The organism is Aurantimonas sp. C2-5-R2 (genome assembly GCF_036549495.1).
GTDB lineage: Bacteria > Pseudomonadota > Alphaproteobacteria > Rhizobiales > Rhizobiaceae > Aurantimonas > Aurantimonas coralicida_A.
Window position 1 is genome coordinate 1 of the sequence record NZ_JAZHLJ010000164.1, and the last position, 3,361, is coordinate 3,361.

General features: G+C 61.7%; 4 protein-coding genes. 2 read left to right on the top strand and 2 right to left on the bottom strand.

Translation table 11 applies throughout. From position 1 onward, the window contains the following. The first annotated feature begins 277 nt into the window (after window positions 1–277). A complete protein-coding gene (locus VQ044_RS24325; protein WP_327625382.1) occupies window positions 278–1,507 on the top strand; it encodes an MFS transporter in 1,230 nt (409 codons plus the stop codon). Window positions 1,508–1,685: 178 nt separating this feature from the next. On the opposite strand, the gene VQ044_RS24330 is transcribed toward VQ044_RS24325, so the two are convergent. Continuing rightward, on the bottom strand, window positions 1,686–2,177 hold the full coding sequence (locus tag VQ044_RS24330) for a hypothetical protein (RefSeq protein WP_327650230.1): 492 nt from the start codon (window positions 2,175–2,177) through the stop codon (window positions 1,686–1,688). 46 nt (window positions 2,178–2,223) lie between these two features. Then, a complete protein-coding gene (locus VQ044_RS24335; RefSeq protein WP_327625384.1) occupies window positions 2,224–2,481 on the bottom strand; it encodes a hypothetical protein in 258 nt (85 codons plus the stop codon). A 341-nt stretch (window positions 2,482–2,822) separates the two neighbouring features. Here VQ044_RS24335 and VQ044_RS24340 point away from each other — a divergent pair, with 341 nt between their 5' ends. Beyond that, window positions 2,823–3,302 carry a hypothetical protein gene (locus tag VQ044_RS24340; protein ID WP_327651451.1) on the top strand — a complete coding sequence of 160 codons (480 nt, stop codon included), beginning with the start codon at window positions 2,823–2,825 and terminating at the stop codon, window positions 3,300–3,302. Window positions 3,303–3,361: the final 59 nt, after the last annotated feature.

Here is a 3,361-nt window from a genome sequence, read left to right on the forward strand (position 1 = left end):
GAGCGACGGATGCAGCGCTTCAAGTCGCCGCGGTCGGCCCAACAATTCCTCTCCACTCACGCCGCCATCTACAACACCTTCAACATCCAGCGCCACCTGATCTCCCGCCGCACGATGCGTCAGTTTCGCGGTGATGCGATCGACGCGTGGCACCTTGCGACTTGCGCCGCCTGATCTCCGACGTCGACGCCTCCGCTGCGCCTGCGTCCGGACAACGTGACAATTCCACGATGCGTCCTGCATCGGTTCCCCGCGTTCGAAAGATGGACGGTCCGAAATGAACACCGCCTCCGCCATGTCCCTAAAGCCCAGGACCTACATGGGGGTTCTGGCAGTTCTGGGCATCGCGCATCTTCTCAACGACCTCATGCAGTCGCTGATCCCGGCCATCTATCCGATCATCCAACGAAGCTACGGGCTCGACTTCTGGCAGATTGGCATGATTACCCTGACCTTCCAGATCGCGGGCTCTCTCCTGCAGCCACTGGTCGGCTTCTATACGGACCGACGCCCGGCGCCGTACTCGCCCGTCGTGGGAATGATGTTCACCCTGTCGGGCCTGCTCGGCCTCGCCTTCGCGGCGAGCTACGCGTCCATTCTCTGGGCCGTGGCGCTGATCGGCATCGGCTCCTCGATCTTCCATCCGGAAGCCACGCGAATGGCCCGCTATGCCGCGGGCGGACGGCAGGGGCTGGCGCAGGGCATCTTCCAGGTCGGCGGTCAGGCGGGCGGCGCCCTCGGCCCGGTCTTCGCGGCGCTCGTCATCGTTCCCATGGGGCAGCCGAGCCTGACCTGGTTCACCGCCGCAGCCCTGGCAGCCATGCTGCTCCTGATCTGGATCGGGAGACAGCAGGCGACGATCAGCCGCCATTTCTCGGAGCTGCGAGCCTCCCTGGCCGGACATCATGCCGACCTTCCGCGGCACGGAATGGCGACGATCGCCGTCGGGCTCGCGGTGCTGACGCTCCTGATGTTCTCTAAGAACGCCTATGCCGAGAGCTTCCGGTCGTTCTACACCTTCTATCTCATTGAGCGGTTCGGACTTTCCATTCCCGCCTCGCAGATGATGCTGTTCCTCTTCCTCATCGCCGCGGCAGCAGGAGCCCTTATCGGCGGGATCGTCGGCGACAGGATCGGCCGCTACCGGATCATCTGGATCTCGGTGCTCGGGCCACTCCCGCTGACCCTCCTCCTGCCCTACGCCGACCTCTTTTGGACGGGTGTGCTGACGATCACGATCAACCTTATAATGGCGAGCGCCTTCGCCTCGATCCTGATCTACGCCATGGAATTGCTGCCCAACCGCATCGGTCTCATCGGCGGCTTATTCTACGGCCTGAACTTCGGTCTGGGTGGCATCGCCGCCGCGATCCTGGGTAGCCTAGCCGACAGCTACGGCATCGAAGCCGTCTACCGTTTCTGCTCATTTCTCCCGCTGGCGGGTCTCCTGGCCTGGTTTCTCCCCAGATTGGATCACGAGCGTCATAGCGCGACGGTCAAGCGTTGACAGCCGCGGCGAGGGTCGCCGCTGGCAAAGCAGCGAGAGCCAAACCCTGCACTCGCAGGGGCCTTCCAACGCGGGAACCGCTTACCCACGCAATCCATCTCCGAGGGCCGTCGGTCCGCTTCTCCCCTAAAGCCGCGGATGCGATTATCTGCTATGAAATATTCTGGGACCGATCGGGTCAGTTGCTCAGTTTCAGATTTATGCTGGTCGCCCCGCAACTGCACCGCAGCGCCTCGGCCTTGCCCTTGCGCAGCGAGACGTAGATATACGATTTGCAGCTCTCGTTCTCGCATCGAAGGTTCTCAAGCAGCATCCTGAACGCATCCACAACCTCCTGAAACTCGTTGCGCTGGAGGTTCGCCCAGGCGTTAAAATGGACGGCAGGGTTGATCGCCCATTGTTCGCTGTTGCTCTTCGCGACAAGCTCCTTCGCCCTGGCGCGCGCCGCCCCGAGAGCGGCTTTCTTGTCATCGAGTTTCCAGTGGATGGCGGACTTTTCGCCGTCGTCCAATCTCTTCCGCCACTCCTTGAGGACGTGAGGCATGAGATCCCCGAGATCATAGTGACCGTCGCCCCGGAATTCGACGGGAGCCCTGAGATTGTCCGCGAGGATCGTCGCGGTGTATTCAAGGTAGCGCCCGCAACAGCCATGCGGCCTTGGCCACGTCATCCCTGTCCAGCTCGTGCCTGATCTCCGTCCAGATGTCGTGGTCGTCCTAGACCCTCGGACCTGAATCGACCGTCCAGCCGCCGAATGACTGGCTGCGGATCACCAGGTTTTCGGTCTTCATATATTGAAGCCACACCTTGTCATGGGTGGTGAGGATGAACTGCGTATCGGGAAACTCGGTCTTGAGCAGGCGGCACACCTCGCGGCGGTGACCGGTATCGGCCGACATGAGCACGTCATCGAGCACCGCGAACGTGAACTTTCCGCCGAGCGTGTGCTTCATGAGGGCGAGGTAAAGGCACATCGTCTCTCCTGATCACGGCCATCCTGGCCGCCTTCAGACAGACAATCCACTTAGCCCGATGTGCAGATTTGCCGAACCACCTCTATCGGCGCCGCATGACCCACTTCGTGCGCCGATCTGCGCCCGTCACCCTTCCACCACGACGTTGATCGAAGCGTCCAATTGCGTTCCTCGCCGCCGTCGGATCATTCTGGTAGCCCGAGATGCGTGCTTGATAATCGGCGCCTACCGCGCTCGCCTTGAGACCCCTCGATCATTCGATCTTCGGGCCAGCGCATCTATATGTGATCAGCACCGGCACCTTTCGTGGCCGCGGCGCTCAATCTTGAAGGAAATTGGCCATGACAGCCCGCCGGGTCGCCTTGATCGGCACCTACACGCCGCGCCTATGTGGCATCGCCACCTTCACTCACGATCTTGCAGAAGCACTGGCCGAAGCGCCGCCGAGGACCGAGGTCCTGGTCGTCGGCATGAACGACGGACAGACATATCCCTATCCGGCACGCGTGGCTCTGACGATCCAGCAGGACGATGTCGCCGCGTATGAGACCGCCGCGGACGCGTTGAACGCCCTCGCCATCGACGTCTTGAGCGTGCAGCACGAGTTCGGCATCTTCGGCGGCCCCGCCGGCAGCTATCTCCTGACATTCCTGAGACGCGTGCGCGCGCCGATCGTGACGACGCTGCATACGGTGCTGGAGCAGTTCACGCCTGAGCAGTTTGCTGTGATCGAAGAACTTGCCCTGCTTTCGGCCAAGCTTGTCGTCATGAGCGAGCGCGCCGTACATTTCTTAGAGCCTGATTCAAAAGTTCAGCAATAGATCCAATATCTTGCGATGCGCCTCGTGAGCATTCGGATGCTGGCGATGAGCGTCCAGGC